This window comes from Amycolatopsis sp. WGS_07 (assembly GCF_045278895.1).
Classification (GTDB): Bacteria; Actinomycetota; Actinomycetes; order Mycobacteriales; family Pseudonocardiaceae; genus Amycolatopsis.
The window spans coordinates 8,910,622-8,923,589 of sequence record NZ_CP136053.1 but is presented as its reverse complement, the minus strand read 5'-3'; the positions used below and the strand labels follow the sequence as shown (position 1 = coordinate 8,923,589).

Annotated in this window: 14 protein-coding genes and 1 pseudogene; 6 read left to right on the top strand and 9 right to left on the bottom strand. The window is 70.7% G+C overall.

From position 1 onward, the window contains the following. Positions 1-8: 8 nt before the first annotated feature. Positions 9-689, bottom strand: a pseudogene (locus tag RPX00_RS41910) (sensor histidine kinase); the annotation flags it as partial. An 85-nt stretch (positions 690-774) separates the two neighbouring features. Here RPX00_RS41910 and RPX00_RS41905 point away from each other — a divergent pair. Together RPX00_RS41905 and RPX00_RS41900 are read left to right on the top strand one after the other, a co-directional pair. Next, the gene (locus RPX00_RS41905; protein WP_406634081.1) at positions 775-915 is read left to right on the top strand and encodes a hypothetical protein; all 141 of its coding nucleotides are present in this window, start codon (positions 775-777) and stop codon (positions 913-915) included. Between the two features lie 123 nt (positions 916-1,038). After that, positions 1,039-1,299, top strand: coding sequence for a hypothetical protein (locus RPX00_RS41900; RefSeq protein WP_406634079.1), 261 nt, complete (start codon positions 1,039-1,041; stop codon positions 1,297-1,299). Here the strand turns inward: RPX00_RS41900 and RPX00_RS41895 are convergent. The 7 genes from RPX00_RS41895 to RPX00_RS41865 form a co-directional block, all read right to left on the bottom strand. After that, entirely contained in the window at positions 1,280-2,797 is a 1,518-nt protein-coding gene (locus RPX00_RS41895; RefSeq protein ID WP_406643268.1) for an ArnT family glycosyltransferase, read from the bottom strand. The genes RPX00_RS41900 and RPX00_RS41895 overlap by 20 nt on opposite strands. Before the next feature lie 87 nt (positions 2,798-2,884). Then, the gene (locus tag RPX00_RS41890) at positions 2,885-4,399 is read right to left on the bottom strand and encodes a glycosyltransferase family 39 protein (RefSeq protein WP_406634078.1); all 1,515 of its coding nucleotides are present in this window, start codon (positions 4,397-4,399) and stop codon (positions 2,885-2,887) included. 5 nt (positions 4,400-4,404) lie between these two features. After that, on the bottom strand, positions 4,405-4,887 hold the full coding sequence (locus RPX00_RS41885; RefSeq protein ID WP_406634076.1) for an ABC transporter permease: 483 nt from the start codon (positions 4,885-4,887) through the stop codon (positions 4,405-4,407). Then, positions 4,881-5,132: a hypothetical protein gene (locus tag RPX00_RS41880; RefSeq protein WP_406634074.1), complete on the bottom strand. Its 252-nt coding sequence runs from the start codon at positions 5,130-5,132 to the stop codon at positions 4,881-4,883. Before RPX00_RS41880 ends, RPX00_RS41885 begins: the two co-directional genes overlap by 7 nt. Before the next feature lie 13 nt (positions 5,133-5,145). Next, positions 5,146-6,051 (bottom strand): ABC transporter ATP-binding protein, encoded by a 906-nt coding sequence (locus RPX00_RS41875; RefSeq protein ID WP_406634072.1) that lies wholly within the window; start codon positions 6,049-6,051, stop codon positions 5,146-5,148. A 70-nt stretch (positions 6,052-6,121) separates the two neighbouring features. Next, a complete protein-coding gene (locus RPX00_RS41870; protein WP_406634070.1) occupies positions 6,122-6,877 on the bottom strand; it encodes a class I SAM-dependent methyltransferase in 756 nt (251 codons plus the stop codon). 81 nt (positions 6,878-6,958) lie between these two features. Further along, positions 6,959-7,477: a DUF402 domain-containing protein gene (locus RPX00_RS41865; protein WP_406634068.1), complete on the bottom strand. Its 519-nt coding sequence runs from the start codon at positions 7,475-7,477 to the stop codon at positions 6,959-6,961. A gap of 115 nt (positions 7,478-7,592) precedes the next feature. Here RPX00_RS41865 and RPX00_RS41860 point away from each other — a divergent pair, with 115 nt between their 5' ends. The 4 genes from RPX00_RS41860 to RPX00_RS41845 all read left to right on the top strand — a co-directional run bounded on the left by RPX00_RS41860 (position 7,593) and on the right by RPX00_RS41845 (position 12,002). After that, positions 7,593-8,945: a DUF5685 family protein gene (locus RPX00_RS41860; RefSeq protein ID WP_406634066.1), complete on the top strand. Its 1,353-nt coding sequence runs from the start codon at positions 7,593-7,595 to the stop codon at positions 8,943-8,945. Positions 8,946-9,144: 199 nt separating this feature from the next. Continuing rightward, positions 9,145-11,304 (top strand): excinuclease ABC subunit UvrB, encoded by a 2,160-nt coding sequence (uvrB, locus tag RPX00_RS41855; RefSeq protein WP_406634064.1) that lies wholly within the window; start codon positions 9,145-9,147, stop codon positions 11,302-11,304. 27 nt (positions 11,305-11,331) lie between these two features. After that, on the top strand, positions 11,332-11,604 hold the full coding sequence (locus tag RPX00_RS41850; RefSeq protein ID WP_406634062.1) for a type II toxin-antitoxin system VapB family antitoxin: 273 nt from the start codon (positions 11,332-11,334) through the stop codon (positions 11,602-11,604). After that, entirely contained in the window at positions 11,601-12,002 is a 402-nt protein-coding gene (locus RPX00_RS41845; RefSeq protein WP_406634060.1) for a type II toxin-antitoxin system VapC family toxin, read from the top strand. Before RPX00_RS41850 ends, RPX00_RS41845 begins: the two co-directional genes overlap by 4 nt. 188 nt (positions 12,003-12,190) lie before the next feature. Here RPX00_RS41845 and RPX00_RS41840 read toward each other — a convergent pair whose 3' ends face one another. Further along, entirely contained in the window at positions 12,191-12,967 is a 777-nt protein-coding gene (locus RPX00_RS41840; protein WP_406634058.1) for an enoyl-CoA hydratase/isomerase family protein, read from the bottom strand. Position 12,968: the final 1 nt, after the last annotated feature.

Genomic DNA, 12,968 nt, shown 5'->3' with positions numbered 1-12,968 from the left:
GGCAGGCGGACCGAGATCGCGGTGCCGCCGCCGGGTTCGGCCTCGACGTGCAGGGTGCCGGCGAGCCGTTCCGCGCGCCGCCGCATGCCGGGCAGGCCGTGCCCGCCTTCCGGTGACGGCGGGGGCGGCGGGTCGGCCGGATCGAAGCCGACGCCGTCGTCGCGCGCGTCCAGCGTCACCTCGTCGCCCATGTACGACAGGGTGATCCCGACGCGGCCCGCCTGCGCGTGTTTGGCCACATTGGACAATGCTTCCTGGGTGATCCGCAGCAGCGTGGCCTCCAGTTCCGGATGCAGCGGGACGGCGGTTCCGGTGGCCGAGAACTCCGCGGCCACGCCGGTGCGTTCGCTCCACAGCCGGGCGACTTCGGCGAGCGCCTCGGGCAGCGTTGCGGCTTCGAGCGGCTCCGGGTGCAGCGCGGCGACCGAACGCCGGGCGGCGGTGAGGTTCTCCCGCGCCAGCTGGGTCGCGGCGGCGAGGTGGCGTTCCCACTCCGCCGTGTCGTCGCGGGCCTGCGCGGCGGCTTCGAGCTGGGTGATGATCCCGGTGAAGCCCTGCGCGAGCGTGTCGTGGATTTCCTGGCTCAGCCGCTGCCGCTCGTCGAGCACGCCCGCCTCGCGCGCCTGCGCAAGCAGCTGCCGCTGGAGGCCGCGGTTTTCCGCCTCGGCCGCTGCCAGCTGGTCGAGCATCTGCTTGCGTTCCTGGTTTTGCCTGCCCACCGCGGCGAAAAGCGCGCCACCGCCGCCGATCGCCGCGGTCTGCACGATCACCACGGTGCCCCAGATCCCGGGAGACACCGACAGCGCGTGGATGGGCCCGCCGAGCGTCATGGTGTTGATCAGCAAGGACGTGATGCCGACGCCGAGGAACGCGACCAGCATCGGCTTCATCCGCATCGCCGCGAAGAATCCGTAGACCATGAAGATGATGAAGTACGCGTCGCGCGATTGGAGGATCGAGCCGAACGTGACGACCCCGGCGAACGTCGCCGCGGCGGCGACCGGGTGATCGCGCAGCTTCGGGCTGAGCGCGACGGTGGTGAGCGCCAGCCACACCGCGGCTCCGGCGGCGATCAGCACCGTGGTGATCCGGTGGTCGTTCGTCTGGTCGCTGAGCGCGCTCAGCAGCGTCGGGACGATCAGCAGGACCCACGCGACCGCGGTTTCGATCCAGGTGAACCACTGGTGCCACCGGACCGGCGGATCGCTCGCGCGGGAGGTGGCCGGCGGCATCAGCGAACCCCGCCAGTCGAGTTTGACGTCCCGGACGTCCTCGAGTCTCACGCCTTCAGATCCTTGAGCTGCGGCCAGATCTCGGCCCAGCTGCCGAGGCGGCCGTCGAGCAGCCAGATCGGCATGTGCCGGCTGGAGTTCGGGACGCCCAGCCGGTTGTCGACCTCGCCGACGATGCGTGCGGAACGGAAGTGCGCCGCCAGCTTCGCCGGTTCGCGGCCGATAAACAGCACGGTGTCCGCACTGTCGTCGGGCCGTCCGAAGTACCAGAATCCGCGGCTGGCGCTGTACGCCTCGGGCAAGCCCTGGTCCGGCCCGTACCGGCCGAGCGCACCGGCCTGCCAGTACCCGCCGGTGACGAGCGCGGTGTGCTTCCGTTCCTCCGGCGGCAGCGCGCGGTACTGCGTGGCGACGGACGCGGCCAGATCCGGCCAGCCGGACTCTTCCATCGCGTACGCCGGGCGCGGCGCGGTGGGATGCGTGACCAGCCACTGCTCCGGCCACACCGGCAGCGCGTAGGGGAGGCTGTAGAGCGCGGACAGCACGAACACCGGCCACGTCGGCACCCAGCGCCACCACAGCGCGGGCCGCCGGTCCTGCAGATGTACCGCGGCGGCTGCCCACAGCAGGCCGAAAGTGCCTGCGGCGTAATAAAACCGGCCGTTGCCGATCAGGAAGATCGCGAACACGCCGAGCGCGGTCCAGCCGAGGAACCGGTACGCGCGCAGCCGAGCGCTCCCAAGCAGCACAGCCAGGCCGTACAGCACGCCCAGCGCGCCGATGACCAGACCGGCTCCGGCGAGCAGCGCGGGCACGAACATGGCCCGGCCGCCCGCTTCCTCGACTTCGCGCGACACCGCGTCGCCCATGCCGAGCTGCGGCCAGCCGTTCGCGTTCTGCCAGAGCAAGGTCGGTACGCACGCGACAGCGGCGATCGCGGCGCCTGCCCACAGTTTCGGGCGGCGCAGCAGGTCGCGCGGTCCGAAGAGCAGCGCGGTGATCGCGGTGACCGCCCAGAACCCGCCGATCAGGAACTTGACGTTCAGCCCGACCGCGGTCGCGACGCCGAGCCACAGCAGCAGGTTGTCGTCGCGGGTGCGGATCCAGCGCACCAGCAGCCACAGCACGATCGTCCACAGCAGAGGGTCCACAGTGGACGTCGCGAGGTAGTGGCCGCTGCCGACGAACTGCCCGCAGATCGCGTACGCGGCGGCGGCCCGGGTCTGTGCCTTGCGTTCGCCGCCCATCTCGCGGGCGATGAGCGCGGTGAACACGACGCCCGCCGCGGTCGCCAGGATCGCCGGGATCCGGAACACGACGAGCGAGCCGGGCGCGATCGAGTTCGCCAGCCAGGCGAGCCACGGCAGCACCGGCGGCTGGTCCGCGTATCCCCACGCGAGGTGTTTTCCCGCGGCGAGGAAGTACAGCTCGTCGCCGAAGTAGCCGTAGCGGCCGGCGGTGGCGAGGAGTACGGCGGCGGTCCCCGCGGCGAGCAAGAAGACCGGCCGCCGGGCGAACCCGGCGAGCGTGCGGTCGGGCGTGCTCGGTGCGGCGGCCGTGGTCACGGCATCCATCCTGCTCCCTGTCGGCGGATCGGGGGCTGGCCTCGCCCGCACCCTACGGGCGAGGCCAGCGGCCGTCCTACTGCGGGGTCAGGCCCCGGTGTTCGCCAGCTCGGGCCAGATTTCCGTCCACGGCCGCAGCCGCCCGCTGGCCAGCCACATCGGAGTGCCGTCGAGCACACTCGGCTTCGCGTTCCCGGTCGTGACCGTCCCGGCAGGCCGGAGATCGGCGAAGCGCCCGAGCAGCGGCCGGGGATCGGCTCCGACGAACAAGACGTCGCGCGCCGAATCGGGCGGAACGACCAGCGTCGCGTAGCCCCGGTTCGGGCTGGTCGGCTCGGGCAGGCCCAGGTCGCGGCCGTACCGGTCGAGCGCGCTCGCGGTCCAGTACGTCTCGCCCATGACCGCGGTGTGTGCCGGGTCGGGCACGCGGTGGAACGCGTCGGCGACCGATCTCGACGCCTCCGGCCAGCCGACTTCGGCCATCGAGAAGGTCGGCGTCGGCAGCGACGGGTTCTTCTCGAGCCAGGAATGCGGCCACACCGGCAGCGCGGCGGGCAGCATCAGCAGCACGGAAAGCACGTAGACCGGCCACGTCGGGATCCAGCGCCACCACCGCGACGCCTGCCCGGTCTCCAGTTCCACCGCCGCGGCCGCCCAGCACGGCGCGAACATGCCCGCGATGTAGTACGAACGGCCGTTCACCGCGATGAACACCACGGCGAGCGCCAGCGTGGTCCAGGCGAGGAAGCGATAGGAACGCAGCCGCGGCGAGCGCAGCAGCCGCCACAGGCCGTAGCCCATCAGCACGGCGCCCACCGGCACGCCGACGAGCAGCACCACCTGCGGGAGCCAGCCCAGCCGGCCGCCCCAGGTGTCGCCGACCTCCGTCGAGATCGCCGCGCCCATGCTGAGCTGCGGCCAGCCGTGCTGGGCCTGCCACACCAGCGTGGGGACCAGCGCCAGCACGGCGATCGCGGCGCCGGCCCACAGCATCGGACGGCGCAGCAGCTCGCGCGGACCGCAGATGAGCAGCGCGATCCCGGCGACGATCCAGAAGCCGCCGATCAGGAATTTCACGTACAACGCGAGCGCGGTGACGACTCCGGCCCACAGCAGCAGGCGATCGCTGCGGGTGCGGATCCAGCGGACGAGCAGCCAGATCAGGACTGTCCAGAGGAACGGGTCCAGCGTCGAGGTCGCCAGGTAGTGGCCGCCGGCCAGGAAATTCGTGCAGGCGGCGAAGGTCGCGGCGGTGATCACCTGAGCGCGGGTCCGGCCGCCCAGTTCGCGGGCGATGAGAGCGGCGAACACGACCCCGGCGAGCATCGCCAGCATCGCCGGGAGCCGCAGGACGAACAGCGAATCGGGCGCGATGGTGTCCATCGCGCGGGCGAGCAGCGGCAGCAGCGGCGGTTGGTCGACGTAACCCCAGGCCAGATGCCGTCCGGCGGCGAGGAAGTACAGCTCGTCGCCGAAGTAGCCGTAGTTGTTCGCGGTGAGCACCAGCGGCACCGCGAACAGTGCGGCGATGGCGAGGACGGGCGTGCGGGCGAACGGCGCGACCGAGCGGGCCGTCGCGGTTTCTTCCTGTGTCGTGGTCATCGTGGTCACTCCCAGCGGAAGAATCGGGCGGCGAGCGCGGAGCAGACGATGGCGACCACCGCGAGCGCGACGAGCGGAAGCACCTGCGGCGCGTGTCCGGCGGCGGTCTCGCGCAGGCTGCCGAGCGTGGCTCCGAGCGGCAGGACATCGGCGACGTGCTGCAGCACCGGCGGCAGCTGTTCCTTCGGCACCCAGACGCCGCCGAGCGCGAGCATCGGGAAGAACACGGCCGCGCCGAGCCCGTTCGCCGCGCGGCCGCTCGGCGCGAACGCCGCGATCAGCGTGCCCACCGAGAACAGCGACACCGCACCCAGCAGCATGACCGCGACGAACCCGCCCAGGTTCTTCGGCAATGCCATGCCGAGCGCGATCGTGCCCACCCCCACGACGAGCACGATCGCGACGACGGCGATGACGAGGTTCACCAGCAGCTGCGCGGCCAGCAGCCGCGACGGCGGCATCGGGCTCGCCGCCAGCCGCTTCAGCACCCCTTCTCCCGGTGCGCGGCCATCGCGCCGGGGAACAGGTTCAACGCGAGGATCGCGAGCAGGATCGCCACCGCCATCGGCGCGATCAGGGTGGCCAGCGACGACTGGCCGCCGTTCTCCGTGCGCGAGCCCGGCATCAGCCCGAACACCACCAGCAACGCCAGCGGGATCCCGAGCACCACGGCGGGGGCCCCGGGGTCGCGGAGGAAGATCTTCGCCTCCGCGACGGTCAGCTTCGACAACACTTCCGGTTCCCCCTCAGTCCAGTTTCCGGCCGGTCAGCGCGACGAAGGCGTCGTCGAGGCTGGCCTGCTCCACGCGCAGTTCGCCCGCCACGACGTTGGCGCGGGCGAGGAACGACGTCACCGCCTGCAGCGCGCCGGCGCCCCCGGTCACCACCAGATGCGCGCCGTTCCGCTCGACCTTCAGCACGTCCGGCAGCCCGCCGAGCGCACCGGGGTCGACCGGCGCGGACGGGCGGAACCGGATGCGCTGCTCGCCGCCGACCCGTCCGACCAGCCCCGCCGGAGTGTCGATCGCGACGACGCGCCCGGCGTCGATCACCGCGATCCGGTCGCACAGCCGTTCCGCCTCTTCCATGAAGTGCGTGACCAGCACGACCGTCACGCCCTCGGCGCGGACCGCTTCGACGAGATCCCAGGTGTCGCGGCGGGCCTGCGGGTCGAGACCGGTCGTCAGTTCGTCGAGCACCACCACCTCGGGACTGCCGACCAGCGCGAGCGCGATCGACACGCGCTGCTGCTGGCCGCCGGAAAGCTTGCGGTAGAAGGTGTTTCGCTGTTCGGTGAGCCCGAGCAGCGTCATCAGCCGCTCCGGATCGGCCGGCGTGCGGTACATCGCGGCGAACAGGCCGAGCACCTCGCCGACGCGCAGCCGGTCCGGCAGCTGGCTTTCCTGAAGCTGGACGCCGAGGCGCTGGCGCAGCTCGCGCACGTCGCGCCGCGGGTCCAGCCCGAGCACCGAAACGGTGCCGCCGTCGGGGGAGCGCAGGCCCTCGACGCATTCCACCGTCGTGGTTTTCCCCGCGCCGTTGGGGCCGAGGATCCCGAAAATCTCGCCCCGCTCCACGTCGAACGAAACGTCTTCCACCGCCGTTTTCCGGCGATAGCGTTTGTGGAGGTTCCGCACCTCGATGACCGGCATTGGCCGCCGTCCCCTCTCGAATCGCAGCGGTTGCTGCCTTCGAGAATCCCGGCTGGAGCGGCCGATCGGATCAGCGGAACGGCGTGACTTCCGGTCCACCGGCTGTCAGCCGCGCATCCACCGATCGGTGGATGCGGAAGTAGATCATCGGGTTGTCGCGGCCGGTGTGCACGGTGGCGTCGACGCCGAGTTCGCGCCTTAGCTCGTTGAGCCGAGCGTACGCGTGTTTCGCCCGGGCACGCGCCGCGGTGAAGTACGGGGTCTCGGTTTTCCCCAGCCAGCGCACCACTTCGGTGCCTTCGGTGAACGGCAGCGGGGTGGCGCGGTGGAAGACGTCGTGCACGCTCACCGCGGCGTCGATTTTCGGGAAGACGTCGGAGAGATACCACCTCGCGAAGCGCGCGCCGTGGTCGGCGTCGATGAACAGATAGTCCACATCGGACAGCAGATCGGCGGCGAGGGTGCGCGCGTCGCCCTTGCGGAACTCCCAGCGGCCCTTGGCCAGCGCGTGCGGGACGGTCTTGGTGGCGTTCTCGATGAGATCGATGGTGGTCAGCCGGCCGGTGCCGTTGTCCGCGAGCGCGCGGAGGATCCAGCTCGTGGACCAGCCGTGCAGCGAACCGATCTCCACGACTTTCTCCGGGCGCAGATGCCGCAGGAGCAGGTAGGTGATCTCCGCCTCGACGTCGTCCAGCTGCGTCTTCATCGTCGGATTCGCGCGGCGGTGCGCTCGCTGGGCGTCCTTCGCGGCGCGCAACGCTTCGGTGTGCTCGCGGTACAGCGAGCACACGAGGTCGAGCGTCACCTGGTTTGCGGTTCGTTCCATGCCGCTGATCGTGGCCGGGCGAGCCGCTCCGGGGAATCCGGCAGACCACCGGGACGGGGTGGGGAATTCCCCCGTTCCCGGTTAGGGATGCCTGCGCCAGCCGAGCGTCATGTCCTTTGTGGACAGCCAGGCGGCGAGGTCGTAGCCGTGCGCGGCGAGCCCCTCGACGGCGGCGTAGGCGACTTCGAGCGCGTACTCGCCTTCCTCCTGGGAAAGCAGCTTCCCGGAGACGGCGGCGAGCAGTTCGTCGGTGTCGATCACCCGGACCGAGATCTTGTCCTTGAGCACCAGGTCGAGGTAGAGGTCGGTGGCCACCCAGCGCGGCCCGTCGCGGCGCACCCGCACGACGTCGAGGTAGAAGTCCTGGTCGCGTTCGTGGCCGGGGGAGAACCAGAAGTCGGTGATCCGCAGCCCCAGGTCCGGCAGCAGCCAGGACTCGAGGTAGTGGAACTGCGCGCGCCCCGGCGCCGGCCGCGCCAGGTACAGGCCGAACGGCTCCTCGCGGAACTCCTCGACGTCGCGGCGGATGCCCTTGTTGTCGATGTTCACGCGGGCGGCCGGGTCGAACGTCTCGACCTTCGGCGGGTGCAGATCGGTCATCCGCCCATCCTGCCCTGCCCGCGCCCGCCGCGAGAATCACCCGAACCCCGGTTAGGGGCCCGGCCGGGGCGGTAAAGTTCGCGAGTTCATTTCGGTTCTCTGGGGGGACGAGCGGTTGTTCGGGATCATCAGACCCTGCCGGCATCGGCTGGCCGGGCGGCTGCACGCGGACTGGATGGCGCACCTGTGCGGCCTGTGCCTCGCCCTGCGCGACCAGCACGGACAGTTCGCCAGGGTCGTCACGAACTACGACGCGCTGATCGTCTCGGCGCTGGTCGAAGCCCAAACGCCGGCCGGGCCCCGGCGCGCCGCGGGCCCGTGCCCGCTGCGCTCGATGCGCCCGGCGTCCGTCGCGGTCGGCGAAGGCGCCCGGCTCGCGGCGGCGGTTTCGCTGGTGCTGGCCTCGGCCAAGGTCGACGACCACGTCGCCGACCGTGACGGTGCCTTCGCCCGGCGCCCAGTGGCTGGTGCCGCGCGGCTGGTCGCCCGCCGGTGGGCCGCGCAGGGCGGGCGGACCGGTGCTGGAGTCGGTTTCGACACTGCGGTGCTGACCGAAGCAGTCGGACGGCAGGGCGAGCTGGAGCGCGCTATTCGTGTCGGGGACTCGCCGTTGCTGGCGACCGAACCAGCCGAACTGGCGTCGTCGGCGGCCTTCGCGCAGACCGCGGTGCTCGCCGGTCGCCCCGGCAACCGCGCACCGCTCGCCGAGGCCGGACGATTGTTCGGCCGGGTGGCCCATTTGCTGGACGCGGTCGAGGACCTGGCTTCGGATGCCGCGTCCGGGGCGTGGAATCCGTTGCTGGCAACGGGAACCGTGCTGGAGGAGGCGCACCGGCTGTGCTCGGACGCGGTGCTCGGGGTCGAGCTGGCGCTGCGCGAGGCAGAGTTCTCCGATTCGGCTTTGGTGCACGCGCTGCTGGTGCACGAGCTGCGGCAGGCGGTGCGGCGGGCGTTCGGGCATCACCAGTTGCACGGGCAGCAGCCGCCGCCCGGGTGGATCGGGCCGGGGCCGACTCCGCAGCAGACGCCGTACGGGCCTGGGGCCGGTGTTCCGGTGCCTGGGTCCGGTGGGCAGCCAGGCTACGGCGTTCCGGTGCCTGGCCACGGGCCTGCCGGGATGCCCGGCCCGGGCGGACCTGGCGGCCCTGCGGGTCCCGGCGGACCTGGTGGCCCGGACGGCCCCGAACCGCCGGACGACCCCGGCTCGCTCGACGGCAAGGGCGGCGGCTGCTGGGTCCCGAAGTTCGCCGTCCCGCCGAAACGCCGGAACTTCTTCGCGGGCTGCGCGATCGCGACCTACATGTGCTGCTCCTGCCAGTTCTGCTGCCGCGACCCGTACCCGGGCCCGTGGAGCGGCAAGCCGAACAGCGGCGGCTGTGACTGCGGTTGCGACTGTGATTGCTGCAACTGCTGCGACGGCTGTGATTGCTGCAACTGCTGCGACGGCTGTGACTGCTGCAGCTGCTGAAGCTCGCGCATCCCACCAGGTTCCGCCGCACGGCTCGACCGGCCCGGCCTGCTCACCGCGATCCGCGGCTTACCGGCTCGGCCGGCGCTGATCGGCGCGCACTCGCCTGGCTGCTTCCCGAGCCCCGCCGGACCGCTGGATCCCCAGCTCAGCCCGGCCGTCGCGGAAATTGTCGGTGCCCCGGCCTACCCTGGTCCTCGTGGCTTTCGCAACCGAACACCCCGTCCTCGCCCAGTCCGACTTCCGCCCCGTCTCCGAGGTGCCTCGCGCCGGCGGCCGGTTCGAGGTGGTCAGCGAGTACCAGCCCGCCGGCGACCAGCCGGCGGCCATCGACGAACTCGAACGCCGGATCAAGGCGGGCGAGAAAGACGTCGTGCTGCTGGGCGCCACCGGCACCGGCAAGTCGGCCACCACCGCGTGGCTGATCGAGCGCGTCCAGCGGCCCACGCTGGTCATGGCCCCGAACAAGACGCTGGCCGCGCAGCTGGCCAACGAGCTGCGCGAGCTGTTCCCGCACAACGCGGTCGAATACTTCGTCAGCTACTACGACTACTACCAGCCCGAGGCGTACATCGCGCAGACGGACACGTACATCGAGAAGGACTCGTCGATCAACGACGACGTCGAGCGGCTGCGGCACTCCGCGACGATGAACCTGCTGTCGCGGCGGGACGTCATCGTGGTCGCGTCCGTCTCCTGCATCTACGGCCTCGGCACGCCGCAGTCGTACCTCGACCGGTCCACGAAGCTGGAGGTCGGCGGCACGGTGGAGCGCGACGTGCTGCTGCGCGCGCTGGTCGACGTGCAGTACTCGCGCAACGACATCGCCTTCGCGCGCGGCACCTTCCGGGTGCGCGGCGACACGGTGGAGATCATCCCGGCGTACGAGGAGCTGGCGATCCGCGTCGAGTTCTTCGGCGACGAGATCGACAAGCTGTACTACCTGCACCCGCTCACCGGCGACATCGTGCGCGAGGTCGAGGAGGTCCGGATCTTCCCGGCCACGCACTACGTCGCGGGCCCGGAGCGGATGGAGAAGGCGATCCGCGGCATCGAGGCCGAGCTGGAGGAGCGGCTGGCCGAGCTGGAGAAGCAGGGCAAGCTGCTGGAGGCCCAGCGGCTGCGCATGCGCACCGCCTACGACATCGAGATGATGCGCCAGGTCGGCTTCTGCTCCGGCATCGAGAACTACTCGCGGCACATCGACGGCCGCGGCGCGGGCTCCGCCCCGGCCACGCTCATCGACTACTTCCCGGAAGACTTCCTGCTGGTCATCGACGAATCGCACCAGACGGTGCCGCAGATCGGCGGCATGTACGAGGGCGACATGAGCCGCAAGCGCAACCTCGTCGACTACGGGTTCCGGCTGCCGAGCGCGGTCGACAACCGGCCGCTCACCTGGGAGGAGTTTTCCGACCGGATCGGGCAGACGGTGTACCTGTCGGCGACGCCGGGCCCGTACGAGATGGGCCAGACCGGCGGCGAGTTCGTCGAGCAGGTCATCCGGCCCACCGGCCTGGTCGACCCGAAGGTGGTCGTGAAGCCCACCGAGGGCCAGATCGACGACCTGGTGCACGAGATCCGCGAGCGCGCGGACAAGGACGAGCGCGTCCTGGTCACCACGCTCACCAAGAAAATGGCCGAGGACCTCACGGACTACCTGCTGGAGCTGGGCATCCGGGTCCGGTACCTGCACTCGGAGGTCGACACCCTGCGCCGGGTCGAGCTGCTGCGCCAGCTGCGCGCGGGCGACTACGACGTCCTGGTCGGCATCAACCTGCTGCGCGAGGGCCTCGACCTGCCCGAGGTGTCGCTGGTCGCGATCCTCGACGCGGACAAGGAAGGCTTCCTGCGCAGCGGCACGTCGCTGATCCAGACCATCGGCCGCGCGGCGCGGAACGTGTCCGGCGAGGTCCACATGTACGCGGACAAGATCACCGACTCGATGCAGTACGCGATCGACGAGACCGACCGCCGTCGCGCCAAGCAGGTCGCCTACAACGAGGAGCGCGGCCTCGACCCGCAGCCGCTGCGCAAGAAGATCGCCGACATCCTCGACCGCGTCTACAACGAGGCCGAAGACTCCGACGAATCGGTCGCGGTCGGCGGCTCGGGCCGCAACGCCTCGCGCGGCAAGAAGCCGGAACAGGGCGACCGCGTCCGCAGCTCGGGCATGCTCACCGACAAGAACGTCTCGGCGATGCCGCGCGCCGAACTGGCCGACCTCATCCAGCAGATGACCGACCAGATGATGCAAGCGGCCCGCGACCTGCAGTTCGAACTGGCCGCCCGGCTGCGCGACGAGGTCTCCGACCTGAAGAAGGAACTGCGGGGGATGGACGCGGCTGGGATTAAGTAATTACACCATCGCGGGTACCATTACACCATGGCGATGAACATCAAGGACCCGGAAACGGAACGCCTGGCCGCCGAGGTGGCCGAGCTGACCGGCACCACGAAAACCGGTGCGGTCCGCGAGGCTCTTCAGCTGCGCCGGGACCAGCTGCGCAAACACGAGGATGCCGAGGAGAGGCTGAAGCAGATGCGCCGGGTGCTCGAGGAGGAGATCTGGCCGCTCATCCCGCCCGAGGAGCTGGGAAAGCCGCTCTCCAAGGACGAGTGGGAAGACATTCTCGGATTCGGGCCGGAGGGCGTGTGATCATCGACAGCTCCGCGATCGTGGCGATCCTCCTGCGCGAGCCGGGCCACGATCGGCTCGAAGAACGCCTCGCCGAGGCGACCGCGCCGAGAATCGGCGCGCCGACCTTGGTGGAGGTGGGCGTCGTCCTGACGGTGCGGCTGGGTTCCCGGGGGCGGCTCGCGCTGGCCAGATTCATGCAGGACAACCACATCGCGGTCGTCCCCTTCACCGAGGAGCACAGCGAGATCGCCACCGACGCCTTCAGCCAGTTCGGGAAGGGACGCCATCCGGCGAAGCTGAATCTCGGCGACTGCTACAGCTACGCCACCGCCAAGCTGGCCGGAGAACCGCTGCTCTGCATCGGCGACGATTTCCCGCAGACCGACCTCGAACTGGTCAAGCTGGGGGAGAACTGACCCCCGGCCCCGGGGGTGCGCTGCGAAGAAACGAGGCACCCCCGGTTCCCGGACCCTCAACTCGACTTTCACAGAAATATGCGGCCGAAGCAATGGGTGTTAGGGCAAAGCCGGAGCAAGAAAGTCTCCCGCCCCGGACTGCGCCCCGGCCAGACCGGGCCTGACCTGGGCGGACGGGCCGGGAAAGGTCAGTGTTTCAGCACCTTCTCCACGTACGCCTTCACCGCCGCCAGCGCCGGTTCCGAGCGCCACAGCCGTTCCACCTGCGCGTCGTCCGACACCCGGTTCTCCGCGATGCGCTGGTGATACGGCTGCCGCAGCTGCTGCTTCGTGTGCGCGAACGCCTCCGCGGGCAGTTCGCCGAGGCGGGTGGCCAGCTCGCGGGCCCGGCCGAGCACGTCCTCGGCGGGTACGACCTCGTCGACCAGGCCGCGGGGGAGCGCGTCGGCCATGGTGACCGTCGCGCCGCTGTAGATCAGGGACGGCAGTGGGGTCGTTCCGTAGGTGCAGCGCAGGATTTCCAGCGCCGACAACGGGAACGGCACGCCCACCAGCAGCTCTGTCACGCCGATGCGGCCAGGGCCTTCCGCGGCGATCCGGTGGTCGCACGCCGCCGCCAGGACCATGCCGCCCGCGATGGCGTGGCCGTTCACCGCCGCCACCACCGGGCGCGGGAAGCCGAAGACGGCCAGGAACGCGTCCGACAGCGCCGGCAGGAAGTCGCTGACGTAGCGCGCGCCGCCCTCGTCGAGTGCCACCAGGTCCACTCCGGCGGAGAACATGTCGCCGGATCCGGTGAGCACGACGGCGCGTGCCCCGGCCGCGTCCGCTTCTTCGAGTCTGATCACCAGCTCTTTGCAGGTGGCGGTGTCGAGGGTGTTGCCGCGCCCGTGGTCGAGGGTCACGAGTGCGACGCCGGCATCGAGTTCCAGGTGGATCGTCACGCGCCGAACCGTACCGGACATC